This is a genomic window from Pseudomonas putida (genome assembly GCF_050990305.1).
GTDB lineage: Bacteria > Pseudomonadota > Gammaproteobacteria > Pseudomonadales > Pseudomonadaceae > Aquipseudomonas > Aquipseudomonas putida_AH.
The window spans coordinates 1,325,238-1,339,236 of record NZ_CP158817.1 but is presented as its reverse complement, the minus strand read 5'-3'; the positions used below and the strand labels follow the sequence as shown (position 1 = coordinate 1,339,236).

The 13,999-nt window shown below is 59.0% G+C and carries 14 protein-coding genes; 1 reads left to right on the top strand and 13 read right to left on the bottom strand.

Annotated elements, in window-relative coordinates; all coding sequences use genetic code 11:
• Window positions 1-121: 121 nt before the first annotated feature.
• Genes ABTV22_RS06160 through ABTV22_RS06135 form a run of 6 tightly spaced genes read right to left on the bottom strand, consistent with a single transcriptional unit; the run spans window position 122 to window position 5,074 of the window.
• Window positions 122-757: a protein-L-isoaspartate(D-aspartate) O-methyltransferase gene (locus tag ABTV22_RS06160; protein WP_433741317.1), complete on the bottom strand. Its 636-nt coding sequence runs from the start codon at window positions 755-757 to the stop codon at window positions 122-124.
• A gap of 41 nt (window positions 758-798) precedes the next feature.
• The gene (gene surE, locus ABTV22_RS06155; protein ID WP_175389006.1) at window positions 799-1,548 is read right to left on the bottom strand and encodes a 5'/3'-nucleotidase SurE; all 750 of its coding nucleotides are present in this window, start codon (window positions 1,546-1,548) and stop codon (window positions 799-801) included.
• The gene (gene truD, locus ABTV22_RS06150; protein ID WP_433739034.1) at window positions 1,536-2,594 is read right to left on the bottom strand and encodes a tRNA pseudouridine(13) synthase TruD; all 1,059 of its coding nucleotides are present in this window, start codon (window positions 2,592-2,594) and stop codon (window positions 1,536-1,538) included. Before truD ends, surE begins: the two co-directional genes overlap by 13 nt.
• Window positions 2,591-3,064 (bottom strand): 2-C-methyl-D-erythritol 2,4-cyclodiphosphate synthase, encoded by a 474-nt coding sequence (ispF, locus tag ABTV22_RS06145; RefSeq protein ID WP_111281392.1) that lies wholly within the window; start codon window positions 3,062-3,064, stop codon window positions 2,591-2,593. Before ispF ends, truD begins: the two co-directional genes overlap by 4 nt.
• Before the next feature lie 43 nt (window positions 3,065-3,107).
• Window positions 3,108-3,953, bottom strand: a complete 846-nt coding sequence (gene fghA / locus ABTV22_RS06140; protein ID WP_433739033.1) for an S-formylglutathione hydrolase — start codon at window positions 3,951-3,953, stop codon at window positions 3,108-3,110.
• Window positions 3,954-3,961: 8 nt separating this feature from the next.
• Complete coding sequence (locus tag ABTV22_RS06135; RefSeq protein WP_096513151.1) at window positions 3,962-5,074, bottom strand: S-(hydroxymethyl)glutathione dehydrogenase/class III alcohol dehydrogenase; 1,113 nt, start codon at window positions 5,072-5,074, stop codon at window positions 3,962-3,964.
• Window positions 5,075-5,181: 107 nt separating this feature from the next.
• Between ABTV22_RS06135 and ABTV22_RS06130 the strand changes: the two genes are divergently transcribed.
• On the top strand, window positions 5,182-6,078 hold the full coding sequence (locus tag ABTV22_RS06130) for a LysR substrate-binding domain-containing protein (RefSeq protein ID WP_433739032.1): 897 nt from the start codon (window positions 5,182-5,184) through the stop codon (window positions 6,076-6,078).
• A gap of 78 nt (window positions 6,079-6,156) precedes the next feature.
• Here ABTV22_RS06130 and ispD read toward each other — a convergent pair whose 3' ends face one another.
• From ispD to ABTV22_RS06095, 7 genes are all read right to left on the bottom strand, one after another.
• The gene (ispD, locus tag ABTV22_RS06125; RefSeq protein ID WP_433739031.1) at window positions 6,157-6,864 is read right to left on the bottom strand and encodes a 2-C-methyl-D-erythritol 4-phosphate cytidylyltransferase; all 708 of its coding nucleotides are present in this window, start codon (window positions 6,862-6,864) and stop codon (window positions 6,157-6,159) included.
• Window positions 6,861-7,139 (bottom strand): cell division protein FtsB, encoded by a 279-nt coding sequence (ftsB, locus tag ABTV22_RS06120; protein WP_007996937.1) that lies wholly within the window; start codon window positions 7,137-7,139, stop codon window positions 6,861-6,863. The genes ispD and ftsB overlap by 4 nt, the downstream gene beginning before the upstream one ends.
• Window positions 7,140-7,310: 171 nt before the next feature.
• Window positions 7,311-8,600: a phosphopyruvate hydratase gene (gene eno, locus ABTV22_RS06115; protein ID WP_095197077.1), complete on the bottom strand. Its 1,290-nt coding sequence runs from the start codon at window positions 8,598-8,600 to the stop codon at window positions 7,311-7,313.
• A 163-nt stretch (window positions 8,601-8,763) separates the two neighbouring features.
• Complete coding sequence (gene kdsA / locus ABTV22_RS06110) at window positions 8,764-9,609, bottom strand: 3-deoxy-8-phosphooctulonate synthase (RefSeq protein ID WP_433739030.1); 846 nt, start codon at window positions 9,607-9,609, stop codon at window positions 8,764-8,766.
• 5 nt (window positions 9,610-9,614) lie between these two features.
• Window positions 9,615-11,246, bottom strand: a complete 1,632-nt coding sequence (locus tag ABTV22_RS06105; RefSeq protein ID WP_110966666.1) for a CTP synthase — start codon at window positions 11,244-11,246, stop codon at window positions 9,615-9,617.
• A 274-nt stretch (window positions 11,247-11,520) separates the two neighbouring features.
• On the bottom strand, window positions 11,521-12,834 hold the full coding sequence (gene tilS / locus ABTV22_RS06100; RefSeq protein ID WP_433739029.1) for a tRNA lysidine(34) synthetase TilS: 1,314 nt from the start codon (window positions 12,832-12,834) through the stop codon (window positions 11,521-11,523).
• A gap of 124 nt (window positions 12,835-12,958) precedes the next feature.
• On the bottom strand, window positions 12,959-13,906 hold the full coding sequence (locus ABTV22_RS06095) for an acetyl-CoA carboxylase carboxyltransferase subunit alpha (RefSeq protein ID WP_433739028.1): 948 nt from the start codon (window positions 13,904-13,906) through the stop codon (window positions 12,959-12,961).
• Window positions 13,907-13,999: the final 93 nt, after the last annotated feature.

Below are 13,999 nucleotides of genomic sequence, written 5' to 3'. Positions count from 1 at the left end.
TTAATGTAGCGAAATGGCGCCGCGCACACGTTTGCTGTTTGGCAAAGGAAGCCGTTTAACCCATCGATGCCGCTGTAAGACAAAGACCATCGAAGAGAATTCAGCGCGTTTAAACAAATGCTCAGGCCAGTGGCCCATTGAGCAACGGGACGAACCGTACCGCTCCTAAAACGCGCCTGGAAAAGCCGTGTTCCTCGCGAATGATCAGCATCAATTGTTGCACTTCACCAGAACCGACCGGAATCACCAGGCGCCCTCCGGGTGCCAGTTGATCGAGCAACGCCTGAGGGACATCGGTCGCCACCGCCGTCACGATAATGCCGTTGTACGGCGCCAGCGCCGGCCACCCCTCCCAGCCATCGCCCCAGCGAAACACCACGTTGCGCAGATTCAACTCGACCAGGCGCTCCTTGGCCCGGTCCTGTAGCACCTTGATACGCTCGACGGAGAATACCCGCTCGACCAATTGCGACAGCACCGCGGTCTGATAACCCGAACCGGTACCGATCTCCATCACCTTGTCCAGGGGACCTGCCTCCAGCAGCAACTCGCTCATGCGGGCCACCATGTAAGGCTGGGAAATCGTCTGGTTATGCCCGATCGGCAGCGCGGTGTCCTCGTAGGCACGATGCGCCAGCGCTTCATCGACGAACAGGTGGCGTGGAGTAGAACGAATGACTTCCAGCACCTTGGCGTTGGACACCCCTTCCTCATACAACCGCTGAATGAGGCGCTCACGAGTCCGTTGCGAGGTCATGCCGATGCCGCGACGCAGCATATCGTCTTGTTCACGAGACATCAGCGCAGCCCCTCCAGCCAGCCATCAAGACTTCTGAAGGCATCATTGAAGGTTCGATCCAACTGCAGCGGCGTAATGGAGACATAGCCTTGCATCACCGCATGAAAATCAGTGCCCGGGCCGCCGTCTTCAGCATCCCCTGCCGCCGCAATCCAGTAGCCGGATTTGCCACGCGGATCGACCACTTTCACCGGCGCGGCAGCACGGGCGCGATGCCCCAGCCGCGTCAGCTGGACGCCGCGGATGTGCTCGAGTGGCAGATTGGGAATGTTCACGTTCAGTACCGTACGCGGTGGCAGTTCGAGGTCAGCATGAGCCTCGACCAACTTACGTGCAAAGTACGCAGCCGTAGGAAGGTTGTCGACTTGTCGTGAGACCAGCGAAAAGGCAAACGCAGGACGTGTCAGGAAACGTCCTTCGAGCGCCGCCGCCACGGTTCCGGAGTACAGAACATCGTCCCCCAGGTTAGCGCCCAGGTTAATCCCGGAAACCACCATGTCAGCTTCACGTTCCAGCAATCCGTTGAGGCCCAGGTGCACGCAATCGGTTGGTGTGCCATTGACACTGATAAAACCATTGGCCAGCGTCTGAGGGTGCAACGGACGGTCGAGCGTCAGCGAGCTGCTGGCGCCGCTTTTGTCCTGGTCAGGGGCGATAACCACGCATTCGGTGTAATCCGCCAGCGCAGCATAAAGCGCGGCGAGACCGGGTGCGGTTACCCCATCGTCGTTAGAAATCAGAATACGCATGGGCTGTCCGTCTGCCCCACCGGCACCAGATCAACAAGCTCGCGCACCAATACGGTGGCGAAGCATCCGGCCGGCAGGACGAATTCCAGTTGCAGAATGTCAGGCTCGGGATAATGCCACGTCAACCCGGCAATGGGCAGCCGCAGGATGCGACGTTCGTGGCTCATACCGGCGTTGATCAACCAATCGCGAAGGTCCGCTTCGCGCGCGGCGATAGCCTGCTCCAATTCATGGACAGCGCCCGTGGCCGGCGAGTCACCTTCACCCCACTGGGGCCCGGTCGGGTGCAGATCGAGAATCGCCAGGCGCGGGTCGTTGCACTCGGCCTCACCGGCCGCAAAGAAGCTGCGGCTATCGGTGAATGCCAGCAGATCACCAACCAGCGCACGCTGCCAGGTGCCATCGGCGACACGCGCGGCCAACACCTGGTTAAACAGAAAACTGCGGGCGGTCGAAAGCAGACGCGAACGCACATTGCGCTGCTCCGGCAAGGCCTTGCGGGCCGCCCAGGCACGGGCGTCGACCACATTGCCACCGTCATGCCCGAAGCGCTGGGCGCCGAAGTAGTTGGGGATACCTTGCTTGGCGATCAGTTGCAGGCGCGCTTCGATAGCCGCCTTGTCACCGGCGAACTGCGTCAGGCGCAAGGTAAAGCCATTGGCCGAATGGGCACCGCGTTGCAACTTGCGTTTGTGCCGGCTGGTCTTGAGGATTTTCAATGTGTCGTTTTCTGCCGCCGACAAGTCGGGGTCCGCCTTGCCCGGCAGTTGTACGCTGAACCACTGGCGGGTCAACGCCTGACGGTCCTTGAGCCCGGCATAACTGACGGTGCGCAGGGACACGCCAGCCGCCTTGGCGATCCGCCGTGCGGCTTCTTCGGTGTTCAGGCCGCGTTTTTCCACCCAGATCCACAGGTGCTCACCGTCGCCGCTCAAGGGGATATCAAGGACTTCGTCGACCTGAAAATCTTCCGCGATGGCTTTCAGCACCGCCGTCCCGAGGGCTTCACCATAGGCCCGTGGGCCAAGTAACTGCAGTTCGTTCATGCGCGCAGCAACAAGGCAACGGAGTGCACGGCAATGCCCTCTTCGCGACCGACAAAGCCGAGCTTTTCGGTGGTAGTAGCTTTTACGTTCACTTGATCCAACTCAACTTGAAGATCGGCGGCAATCAGCGCACGCATCGATTCGATATGCGGGGCCATTTTCGGCGCCTGAGCGACGATGGTGTTGTCGACGTTGCCGACCTTCCAGCCTTTGGCGTGGACCAGTGCGACGACATGACGCAACAGCACACGGCTGTCGGCGCCCTTGAATTGTGGGTCGGTGTCAGGGAAATGCTTGCCGATATCACCCAGCGCTGCCGCGCCGAGCAAGGCATCGCTCAAGGCATGCAGCAAGACATCACCGTCGGAGTGAGCGAGCAGCCCGAAGCTGTGTGCGATACGCACGCCGCCCAGAGTAATGAAATCGCCTTCAGCGAAACGGTGCACATCATAGCCGTGGCCAATACGCATAAAAAAACGCCCCGATTTTTGTCAGGGCGTGATTCTACCTGCATTAGGCGCTTAGAGCGCGTGCGTGATGCTGTAAGTGATCGTCGATGAAGCTGGCGATGAAGAAATAGCTGTGGTCGTAGCCAGGCTGCAGGCGCAAGGTCAGCGGATGACCGGCCAGTTTGGCCGCCTGTTGCAAGGCTTCAGGCTTGAGCTGGTTGGCCAGGAAGTCGTCGCGATCACCCTGATCGACCAGCAGCGGCAGCTTTTCGTCGGCCTCGGCAATCAACACACAGGCATCCCATTCGCGCCATTTCGAGCGGTCTTCGCCCAGATACCGGGTAAACGCCTTCTGCCCCCACGGACAGTCCATCGGATTGTTGATTGGCGAAAACGCCGACACCGACAGATAACGTCCCGGATTGCGCAGGGCACAGACCAGCGCACCGTGGCCACCCATGGAATGACCGCTGATGCCGCGCTTGTCCGAGGCCGGGAAATGGCTTTCGACCAATGCCGGTAATTCCTGCACGACGTAGTCATGCATCCGATAGTGGCGCGACCAAGGTTCCTGGGTGGCATTCAGGTAAAACCCGGCGCCGAGACCGAAGTCCCAGGCACCATCCGGATCACCTGGCACATCGGCGCCACGAGGGCTGGTGTCGGGCGCGACGATGATCAGCCCCAATTCGGCGGCCATGCGCATGGCGCCAGCCTTCTGCATGAAGTTTTCATCGGTGCAGGTCAGGCCCGATAGCCAGTAGAGCACCGGCAGTTTGTTGCCCTGCTCTGCCTGCGGCGGCAGGTAGACGGCAAACACCATGTCGCAGCCGAGCACATCGGAGCGGTGTCGATAGCGCTTGTGCCAGCCACCAAAACTTTTCTGGCAGGAAATATTTTCAAGGCTCATGGCAGACCTCAGAAATGAATGACAGAGCGAATGCTTTTTCCTTCATGCATCAGGTCGAACGCCTTGTTGATATCTTCCAGGCCCATGGTGTGGGTAATGAACGTGTCCAGCGGAATCTCACCGGTTTCAGCCATTTCCACGTAGCTTGGCAATTCGGTACGACCGCGTACGCCACCAAACGCCGAACCGCGCCAGACGCGCCCGGTCACCAGTTGGAACGGACGGGTAGAGATTTCCTGGCCGGCACCGGCCACGCCGATGATCACCGACTCGCCCCAACCCTTGTGGCAGCACTCAAGTGCGGCGCGCATCAGTTGCACGTTGCCGATGCACTCGAAGGAGAAGTCGACGCCGCCGTCAGTCATGTCGACGATGACTTCCTGGATTGGACGGTCGAAATCTTTCGGGTTGACGCAATCGGTTGCACCCAACTGCTTGGCAATCTCGAATTTTGCCGGGTTGATGTCGATGGCGATGATGCGAGCCGCCTTGGCTTTGACGGCGCCGATGACCGCCGAAAGACCAATGCCGCCGAGGCCGAAAATGGCCACGGTGTCACCGGGTTTCACCTTGGCGGTGTTCAGCACTGCACCGATGCCGGTAGTGACGCCACAACCCAGCAAACAGACTTTTTCCAGCGGCGCTTCCTTGGCGATTTTGGCCACGGAAATTTCCGGCAGCACGGTGTACTCGGAGAAGGTCGAGGTGCCCATGTAGTGGAAAATTGGCTGCCCTTTGTAGGCAAAACGCGTCGTGCCGTCCGGCATCAAACCCTTGCCCTGGGTCGCACGAATGGCCTGGCACAGGTTGGTCTTGCCCGACAGGCAGAACTTGCACTGACGGCATTCCGGGGTGTACAGCGGAATCACATGATCGCCCACGGCAACAGAAGTGACGCCTTCGCCGATTGCCTCGACGATCGCCCCGCCCTCGTGACCGAGAATCGACGGGAAAATGCCTTCCGGGTCAGCCCCGGACAGCGTGTAGGCATCGGTATGGCAAACACCGGAAGCCACCACACGCAGCAACACTTCACCCGCCTTGGGCATGGCAACATCCACCTCAACGATTTCCAGCGGTTTCTTGGCCTCGAAGGCAACGGCGGCGCGTGACTTGATCATGGTGATTCTCCAGTGAATGAAATCGAGACAGGGAGTGTAATACAGCCCATAACGGTGAATAATCCGGACAAAAGCAAAACATTATTGCTATGCAGGGATAATCATTGATGTCCGAGAACCGATGGGAAGGTATCGACGAGTTCGTGGCCGTCGCCGAATGCAGCCAATTCACCGCTGCCGCAGAGCGACTGGGGGTTTCCTCCTCCCACATCAGTCGACAAATCGTACGTCTGGAAGAGCGTCTGCAAACCCGCCTGCTCTATCGCAGTACCCGCCGGGTAACGCTCACCGAGGCCGGACAAACCTTTCTGCAACATTGCCAGCGCCTGCAGGATGGTCGCGAAGAAGCGCTTCGAGCGGTGGGTGATCTGACCAGCGAGCCCAAAGGCATGCTGCGCATGACCTGTGCCGTGGCATACGGCGAACGCTTCATCGTACCGTTGGTGACGCGTTTCATGGGGCTGTATCCACAACTGCGAATCGACATCGAATTGAGCAATCGCCAACTCGATCTGGTGCACGAAGGTCTGGACCTGGCGATCCGCCTGGGACGCTTGCAGGATTCGAGACTGGTCGCTACGCGCCTGGCCCCCCGACGCATGTACCTATGTGCTTCACCGTCCTACCTCGAACGTTATGGTCGCCCACACAGCTTGTCGGAGCTGAGCCGTCACAACTGCCTCATCGGCAGCTCGGATCTTTGGCAACTGGAACAGAATGGGCGGGAATATTCGCAGCGGGTCCAGGGAAACTGGCGTTGCAACAGTGGGCAAGCGGTACTGGACGCGGCGCTACAGGGCGTTGGCTTGTGCCAGTTGCCGGACTACTACGTGCTGGAGCATCTGAAAAGCGGCGCGTTGATTTCGCTGCTGGAAGCGCATCAACCACCCAACACGGCCGTTTGGGCGCTGTACCCACAGCAACGGCATCTGTCGCCGAAGGTGCGCAAGCTGGTGGATTACTTGAAGGAGGGGTTGGCTCAAAGGCCGGAGTATAAAATTTAAGATCAAAAGATCGCAGCCTGCGGCAGCTCCTACATTGGAAGGCGATCGACTGTAGGAGCTGCCGCAGGCTGCGATCTTTTAAGGACGATTAGCCCAACGCTGACGCAACCATTCGAGGTCTTCGGGCCGAGTAACCTTGAGGTTATCGGACCGCCCTTCGATCAGACGCGGCGCCATCCCTGCCCACTCCATGGCCGAAGCTTCATCGGTGATGACGACGTCAGCCACCAGGCTGTCCGCCAACGCCCGATGCAAGGCACCGAGGCGAAACATCTGCGGCGTGTAGGCCTGCCAGATCACGCTGCGGTCCACGGTTTCGACGACACGCCCCTGTTTATCGACCCGTTTGAGCGTATCGCGCGCCGGAACCGCCAGCAGTCCACCTACCGGATCATCCGCCAGTTCGGCCAGCAGGTTATCCAGATCGTCACGCCCCAGATTCGGTCGCGCGGCATCGTGAACCAGCACCCAATCTTCATCGCCAGCGCCTTGCGCGTGCAAATGCAACAGCGCGTTCAGCACCGACCCGGATCGCTCGGCACCGCCTTCGACACGGGCAATGCGCGGATCGCTGGCACAGGCCAGGTTCGGCCAGTAGGGATCATCAATAGCAAGACTGACCACCACGCCTTTGAGGCAAGGGTGATCAAGGAAACAGCCAAGGCTGTGTTCGAGAATTGTGCGCCCACCCAGTTGCAGGTACTGCTTGGGGCGGTCTGCGGCCATACGGGCTCCGACGCCCGCGGCAGGAATCACGGCCCAGAAGGCCGGTAGAGACGGGTTCATTGCGCCAACTGGTAAAGAGTTTCACCATCCTTGACCATGCCCAACTCATGGCGAGCCCGTTCTTCAACGGTCTCCATGCCCTTTTTCAACTCACTGACTTCAGCGTCCATCACCCGGTTGCGCTCCAGCAACGCCTGGTTCTCGGCTTGCTGATCAGCAATCTGCTGAGTCAGCTCGGCCACTTGCGCCAGACTGCCATTACCCACCCACAGGCGGTACTGCAGGCCAGCCAGCAGCAGAAGCAAGACGAGGAACAACCAATTGGGACTGCGCATCGAATATCAGGTATCCAGTGAAAAAAGACAGCCACTGCAAAACATGAAGCGACTGATAGCACGAAGCCTGGAAGAACCAGGCCTGTGCTTACAAGACATCAGATTAGTGGCAAAAACGTCGCTTTAGCGATTTTTCGACACAATCCAGTGTCTTTTTTTATCAGCCAGCAATCAACCGCGGAATTCGCCGCGACCGTTGTACTTGGCTTTGCCGTTCAACTGCTCTTCGATACGCAGCAGTTGGTTGTACTTGGAAACGCGGTCGGAACGGCACAGGGAACCGGTCTTGATCTGGCCAGCCGAGGTGCCCACGGCCAAATCGGCAATGGTCGAATCTTCGGTTTCGCCGGAGCGGTGCGAGATCACGGCGGTGTAACCGGCAGCCTTGGCCATCTGGATGGCTTCCAGGGTTTCGGTCAGGGTGCCGATCTGGTTGAACTTGATCAGGATCGAGTTGGCAATCTTCTTGTCGATGCCTTCTTTCAGGATCTTGGTGTTGGTCACGAACAGGTCGTCGCCCACCAGCTGGGTTTTCTCGCCGATCTTGTCGGTGAGGATTTTCCAGCCAGCCCAGTCGGACTCGTCCAGGCCATCTTCGATGGAGATGATCGGGTAACGCTCGGTCAGACCTTTCAGGTAATCGGCGAAACCTTCAGCAGTGAACACCTGGCCTTCGCCGGACAGGTTGTACTTGCCGTCTTCGTAGAATTCGCTCGCGGCGCAGTCCAGGGCCAGGGTCACGTCGGTGCCCAGCTTGTAACCGGCGTTGGCTACGGCCTCGGAGATCACTTTCAAAGCGTCTTCGTTGGAAGCCAGGTTAGGCGCGAAACCACCTTCGTCACCGACAGCGGTGCTCAGGCCACGGGCCTTCAGTACGGCTTTGAGGTGATGGAAAATTTCGGTGCCCATACGCAGACCTTCCGAGAAGGACTTGGCGCCAACCGGCTGAACCATGAACTCCTGGATGTCGACGTTGTTATCGGCGTGCTCGCCACCGTTGATGATGTTCATCATCGGAACCGGCATCGAGTAGACACCCGGGGTGCCATTCAGGTTGGCGATGTGAGCGTACAGCGGCAGGTCCTGGTCCTGAGCGGCTGCCTTGGCCGCAGCCAGGGAAACGGCCAGAATTGCGTTGGCGCCCAGGGAACCTTTGTTTTCAGTGCCGTCCAGCTTGATCATCGCCAGGTCCAGCGCTTTCTGATCGCTTGGATCGGTACCTTTCAACAGGTCGCGGATCGGACCGTTGATGTTGGCAACGGCTTTGAGTACGCCCTTGCCCAGGTAACGGCTCTTGTCGCCATCACGCAGCTCGAGCGCTTCACGCGAGCCAGTGGAAGCACCGGACGGCGCGCAGGCGCTGCCGATGATGCCGTTATCGAGAAGCACATCCGCTTCCACGGTGGGATTGCCACGGGAGTCGAGAACTTCACGACCTTTGATGTCGACGATTTTAGCCATTGTTGTAAACACTCCAAAGTTGACGAAAACGCTGCAGGAGCGCGGCTTGCAGGCGATGGCCCCCTCAAGGACGCCATCGCTGACAAGCCAAGCTCCTACAAGAGCAGTGCGGCCAGCGGGCCAGAGCGATAAATCGAGCGGTAATTTACAGGAGAATTGAGGATTACGCGGTTTCTACCGTCGGAAAACTCTTAACCAGTTCGTCCAGGGCTTTGAGCTGGGCCAGGAATGGCTCCAGTTTATCCAGACGCAAGGCACAAGGGCCGTCGCATTTGGCGTTGTCCGGATCCGGATGGGCCTCCAGGAACAGGCCGGCCAGGGATTGGCTCATGCCAGCTTTCGCCAGATCAAGGACCTGGGCGCGACGTCCACCTGCGGAATCAGCGCGACCGCCCGGCATTTGCAGGGCGTGGGTCACGTCGAAGAACACCGGGTATTCGAACTGCTTCATGATGCCGAAGCCGAGCATGTCGACGACCAGGTTGTTGTAGCCGAAGCTCGAACCGCGCTCGCAGAGAATCAACTGATCGTTACCCGCTTCCACGCATTTGTTCAGGATGTGTTTCATTTCCTGAGGCGCAAGGAACTGGGCTTTCTTGATGTTGATCACCGCGCCGGTCTTCGCCATCGCGACTACCAGGTCGGTCTGGCGCGACAGGAAGGCTGGCAACTGAATGATGTCGCAGACTTCAGCGACGACCGCAGCCTGCTCAGGCTCATGGACGTCGGTGATGATCGGCACGCCAAAGGCTTGCTTGATGTCCTGGAAGATTCGCATGCCCTCTTCCAGGCCGGGGCCACGGTAAGAGGTCACGGAGGAACGGTTGGCCTTGTCAAAGCTGGCCTTGAACACGTAAGGGATACCCAGTTTCTGGGTAACCTTCACGTACTCTTCACAGACCTGCATTGCCATGTCGCGACTTTCCAGCACGTTCATGCCACCGAACAGCACCATTGGCTTGTCGTTGGCAATCTCGATCTCGCCTACACGGATGATCTTCTGCGCCATAAGGTTCAAGCCTTCTTCTGGTGTTGAGCCAAAGCGGCTTTGACGAAACCGCTGAACAACGGGTGACCGTCACGTGGAGTGGAGGTGAACTCAGGGTGGAACTGGCAGGCGACGAACCATGGATGATCCGGCGCTTCTACCACTTCGACCAAGGCACCATCACCGGAACGACCGGAGATTTTCAGACCGGCTTCCATGATTTGCGGCAGCAGGTTGTTGTTCACTTCGTAGCGGTGACGGTGACGCTCGACGATCACGTCCTTGCCGTAGCAATCGTGCACCTTGGAGCCGGCTTCAAGCAGGCATTCCTGAGCGCCAAGACGCATGGTGCCGCCCAGATCCGAAGCTTCGGTACGGACTTCAACCGCGCCAGTGGCGTCTTCCCATTCGGTGATCAGACCCACGACCGGGTGGCCGCTGGCACGATCGAACTCGGTGGAGTTGGCGTCTTTCCAGCCCATGACGTTACGAGCGAACTCGATGACCGCCACTTGCATGCCCAGGCAGATACCCAGGTAAGGAACCTTGTTTTCACGAGCGTATTGAACGGCAGTGATCTTGCCTTCCACGCCACGCAGACCGAAACCACCAGGGACCAGGATCGCGTCGACGCCTTCCAGCAGCGCGGTGCCCTGGTTTTCGATGTCTTCGGAATCGATGTAGCGCAAGTTGACCTTGGTACGGTTGCTGATGCCGGCGTGACTCATCGCTTCGATCAGCGACTTGTAGGCGTCCAACAGCTCCATGTACTTGCCGACCATGGCGATGGTGACTTCGTGCTCGGGATTGAGCTTGGCATCGACGACCTTGTCCCATTCGGACAGGTCGGCACCGCCACATTGCAGGCCGAAACGCTCGACGACGAAATCGTCCAGACCCTGGGCGTGCAGGATGCCCGGGATCTTGTAGATGGTGTCGGCATCTTCCAGACCGATGACGGCACGCTCTTCAACGTTGGTGAATTGCGCGATCTTGCGACGCGAAGAAACATCGATCGGGTGATCGGAGCGGCAAACCAGCACATCTGGCTGCAGGCCGATGGAGCGCAGCTCCTTGACCGAGTGCTGGGTTGGCTTGGTTTTGGTCTCGCCGGCGGTGGCGATGTACGGCACCAGTGTCAGGTGCATCAGCATCGCGCGCTTGGCGCCGACTTCGAAACGCAACTGACGGATGGCTTCGAGGAACGGTTGCGACTCGATGTCACCCACGGTGCCGCCGATCTCGACCATCGCCACGTCGGCATCGCCGGCGCCCTTGATGATGCGGCGCTTGATTTCGTCGGTGATGTGCGGGATTACCTGGATGGTTGCACCCAGGTAATCACCACGGCGCTCTTTGCGCAGCACATGCTCGTAGACGCGGCCGGTGGTGAAGTTGTTGTTCTGGGTCATGGTCGTGCGGATGAACCGCTCGTAATGGCCCAGGTCCAGGTCGGTCTCGGCGCCGTCGTGGGTGACGAACACTTCACCGTGCTGGAACGGGCTCATGGTGCCCGGGTCGACGTTGATGTACGGGTCCAGTTTCAGCATGGTGACCTTAAGTCCCCGCGCCTCCAGGATGGCCGCCAATGATGCCGATGCAATGCCTTTCCCCAATGAAGAAACAACACCGCCCGTGACGAATATGTAGCGCGTCATGAAAAACCCTAGAAGTCTGCGTTAAAGCGGTCCGAGCCGCCGGGGAAAGCGAAGGAAGGCCGAAGCCCCCGATCACCTGCATTAATCACAGTGCACCTTTCAAAAAAACCGCCGCGTTGGGACAGACCGGAAGATGAAACACCGGTACGTTGCTCGCTACACATTTTTTGGAATCGCCCAGCAAAGACTGCTTGGTAATCGGCAACTCCTGCAATTCAGGCGAATCCACAGAAGTTGTATCAAGAAGGGAGCGTAGTCTACCGGAAAGCCCCTTTCAGCTCAAACCTTGATCTTCGCAAGACGGCTGCCAATGCAAATGCCAGCCACCCACCGCACCGCCATCCAGCCCCGCAAGATTAGCCACCGCCAGCAATCGCTCGCCCTGGAACAGCAGCGGCAATCTGCCGCGCACGAACGACGGCACTGCGCGCTCATTAAGCAAGCGCTTCAAATCGCGATGTCCCCGACCCGGTAAATCCATTATTTCTCCCCCTTCACGATAGCGGATCTGCAAAGGGCCATCGGGGATTTGTCCAGACAGTGTAAGCACACCGTTATCGGGCAATGACAGTGGCAACGAGGGTTGAGTCCATACCTCAACAGGGAGTGGACTGCGTAGCCAATTGCCGGATAACCACCAGATTCTCCCTCCCGCCCGATGCAATTGGCCATCCGCCAGCCCCCAGATCGGCCGGGCATCACCGGTGGCATCGCGTAAACTCTCCCAACCCGACCAATGGTCACTGTCCGGCAGGCGTGTCAGCGGTTCAAGCCAGTGCCTGAGGGCGTTGCGCTGACGCGCAGAGGAAAGACTTTCCAGGGTTGCCAACTCCAGCGACGGCAACCCCAACCAATCGAACTCACTGGCGGAGCGTGCCTGGCTCAAGTCGATTTGTGCCAGCTCATCGAGCAATTCCTGGGCTTCACTCAGATGCGCAGCGCTACGCGCCATGGTTGCCAACGCTTGTGGCCAGCGCGAAGTCAAAACGGGGAAGACCTGTTGTCGCAGGTAGTTACGCGAAAATTGTTGATCCTGATTGGAAGGATCTTCGACCCAGCTCAGCTGATGCTCCGCGGCATAGGCTTCCAGCTCCCTGCGGGCAACGTCGAGCAAGGGTCGCAGCATAGTCCCGCCACCCAGCGGACGATGCCATGGCATTCCTGACAAGCCTCTTACCCCGGCTCCGCGCAACAAGCGAAACAGCAGGGTTTCCGCCTGATCGTCCCGGTGTTGGGCAGTCAGCAATACTTCATTGGTTTGAGTGATTTCGCTAAACGCCGCATAACGCGCATCCCGAGCCGCGCGCTCAAGACTCGCGCCGGACTGAACCCGCACGCGAATAACCCGCAGCGGCACCCCAAGCGCTTCACATTGTGCTCGACAATGCTCCGGCCAAGCGTCAGCCGCGACCTGCAAGCCGTGATGCACATGAATGGCGCTCAACGCCGGCAGGGACTGGTTTTTTGCGAGGTGTGCGAGAAGATGCAGGAGGACGGTGGAGTCAAGACCGCCAGAGAAGGCAATGTGCCAAACCTTTGCATTGCGCCAAGGTGACAGCTGCTTGAGCAGTGTTGCGCTGAGAGTCATGAACACACCAAAAACCTGTAGGAGCCGAGCTTGCTCGCGATGAACGATAACGCGGTCGGTCTATTAAACCGAGGCGTCCCAATCGCGGGCAAGCCTTGCGCCTACAGGATGCAGGAGCGCTCGATCAGAGACCGTAGCTCATCAGGCGCTCGTAACGACGATCCAGCAGCGCCTTGTGGTCGAGTTTCTTCAGCATCGCCAGCTGCGAGCTCAACTCGGCACGGATCGAAGCCGCCGCGGCAGCTGGATCACGGTGTGCGCCGCCCAGCGGCTCGCTGATCACCTTGTCGACGATACCCAGGCCTTTGAGGCGCTCGGCCGTGATGCCCATGGCTTCGGCAGCGTCCGGTGCCTTCTCGGCGGTTTTCCACAGGATCGAAGCGCAACCTTCCGGCGAGATCACCGCGTAGGTCGAGTACTGCAGCATGTTCAACTGGTCGCAAACACCGATCGCCAGTGCACCGCCGGAGCCGCCTTCACCGATCACAGTAGCGATGATCGGGGTTTTCAGGCGAGACATGACGCGCAGGTTCCAGGCGATCGCTTCGCTCTGGTTGCGCTCTTCAGCGTCGATACCCGGGTAGGCACCCGGGGTGTCGATGAAGGTCAGGATCGGCATTTTGAAGCGTTCGGCCATTTCCATCAGGCGGCACGCCTTACGGTAGCCTTCCGGACGCGGCATGCCGAAATTGCGGCGAACCTTTTCGCGCACTTCGCGGCCTTTCTGGTGACCGATGACCATGACAGGCTGGTCGTCCAGACGGGCAATACCGCCCACGATGGCGGCATCGTCGGAGAAGTGACGGTCACCATGCAACTCGTCGAACTCGGTGAAAATGTGTTCGATGTAGTCCAGGGTATAAGGACGTTTCGGGTGACGCGCCAGACGCGCGATCTGCCAGCTGGTCAGCTTGCCGAAGATGTCTTCGGTCAGCGTGCTGCTTTTATCCTGCAGGCGGGAGATCTCATCGCCGATATTCAGCGAATTGTCATTACCGACCAAGCGCAACTCTTCGATCTTGGCTTGCAGGTCGGCGATCGGCTGTTCGAAATCTAGAAAATTCGGGTTCATAGGCGTCCGTCTTGGGTCGACATCCAAAAGAGCTTGGGCCGGCCGGTTGTCTATTCGCGCCCTACCTTAAGGGAGAGGCGCGTTCAGGTCGAG

Coding starts and splice junctions, on each gene's coding strand:
- surE (WP_175389006.1), bottom strand. CDS start 1,548: ATGCGTATTCTGATTTCTAACGACGATGGGGTAACCGCACCCGGTCTC.
- ispD (WP_433739031.1), bottom strand. CDS start 6,864: ATGAACCCGTCTCTACCGGCCTTCTGGGCCGTGATTCCTGCCGCGGGC.
- ABTV22_RS06130 (WP_433739032.1), top strand. CDS start 5,182: ATGTCCGAGAACCGATGGGAAGGTATCGACGAGTTCGTGGCCGTCGCC.
- fghA (WP_433739033.1), bottom strand. CDS start 3,953: ATGAGCCTTGAAAATATTTCCTGCCAGAAAAGTTTTGGTGGCTGGCAC.
- eno (WP_095197077.1), bottom strand. CDS start 8,600: ATGGCTAAAATCGTCGACATCAAAGGTCGTGAAGTTCTCGACTCCCGT.
- tilS (WP_433739029.1), bottom strand. CDS start 12,834: ATGACTCTCAGCGCAACACTGCTCAAGCAGCTGTCACCTTGGCGCAAT.
- truD (WP_433739034.1), bottom strand. CDS start 2,594: ATGAACGAACTGCAGTTACTTGGCCCACGGGCCTATGGTGAAGCCCTC.
- ABTV22_RS06135 (WP_096513151.1), bottom strand. CDS start 5,074: ATGATCAAGTCACGCGCCGCCGTTGCCTTCGAGGCCAAGAAACCGCTG.
- ABTV22_RS06105 (WP_110966666.1), bottom strand. CDS start 11,246: ATGACGCGCTACATATTCGTCACGGGCGGTGTTGTTTCTTCATTGGGG.
- kdsA (WP_433739030.1), bottom strand. CDS start 9,609: ATGGCGCAGAAGATCATCCGTGTAGGCGAGATCGAGATTGCCAACGAC.
- ispF (WP_111281392.1), bottom strand. CDS start 3,064: ATGCGTATTGGCCACGGCTATGATGTGCACCGTTTCGCTGAAGGCGAT.
- ABTV22_RS06095 (WP_433739028.1), bottom strand. CDS start 13,906: ATGAACCCGAATTTTCTAGATTTCGAACAGCCGATCGCCGACCTGCAA.
- ftsB (WP_007996937.1), bottom strand. CDS start 7,139: ATGCGCAGTCCCAATTGGTTGTTCCTCGTCTTGCTTCTGCTGCTGGCT.
- ABTV22_RS06160 (WP_433741317.1), bottom strand. CDS start 757: ATGACCTCGCAACGGACTCGTGAGCGCCTCATTCAGCGGTTGTATGAG.